At 72.4% G+C, this 995-nt stretch carries 1 protein-coding gene; it reads right to left on the reverse strand.

The window, feature by feature from the left end; genetic code table 11:
* On the reverse strand, positions 1–995 hold a 995-nt coding region (locus AC1DYI_RS36790; protein WP_477209017.1), incomplete at both ends, for an AMP-binding protein.

The following is a 995-nucleotide window of genomic DNA, read 5'->3' on the forward strand; positions in this document are numbered from 1 at the left end:
GTACTGCGCCGCTCCGCTGACCAGCCTCACCACGTTGCGGTGTGTCGCCTCCACCCCCTTCGGCTCTCCTGTCGAACCCGAGGTGTAGATCACGTAGGCCAGATCCTGGCCGCCGAGATCGGACGGCGTCGCGGGCGTGCTCGGCCAGCTGGCGAGTGCGTCGCGCATCGCGGCAGCAGCCGGCTCAACCACCGCCACCCCCGCCGGCACCAGGCCGCGCAGCCGCGCCGCCTCGTCCGTGGCGGCCAGCACGATCGCGACGCCTGCCTCAGCGATCTGGAAGCGCAACCGCTCCGGCGGCTGCTCGATGTCGAGCGGCAGGTAGGCGCCACCCGCTTGCAAGATGGCCAGCAGCGCCACCACCAGCTCGGGCGAGCGGGGCATCGCCACGGCGACACGGTCGCCGCGCGCAACGCCCGCGTCCTGCAGCCAGCGCGCGAGCCGGCCGGCGGCCAGCTCGAGCTCGCCATAGCGCAGCACCCGATCGCCGGCCCGCACGGCCTCGGCCTCCGGTTGTGCCGCGGCTTGGGCCGCGAACAGCGCCGGCAAGCTGGCATCGCGCGGGTAGCCACTGCGCGTGCCCGCCCAGGCAACGAGCGCACGCCCGCCCTCGGCATCCGCCAGCGGTAGCGCCGACACCGGCGATTCAGGACGCTCGACCGCGGCCCCCAGCAGCACGACATACGCGTCGGACAGGCGTTGCAGCGTCGCGCGGTCGAGGATGTCGGCATTGCCGGACCACTGCAGCACCAGGCCGTCGGGCGTTTCCACCACATGCAGCCCCAGTTCGTAGTCCAGGCGCAGCGTCGCCTCGTCGGCCTCTACCGCCTCCAAGGTGGCACCGGGCAGTTCCAGCGGTTCGCGCTCGAAGTTCTGCATCGCGAAGACGACCTGGAACAGCGGGCCGTGGCTGAGGCTGCGCGCCGGCTGCAGCCGCTCCACCAGCATCTCGAACGGCACGTGCTGGTGCGCATACGTCTGCAGCAGCTCTTGCC

It is taken from the genome of Ideonella sp. P3_A4 (genome assembly GCF_056403075.1).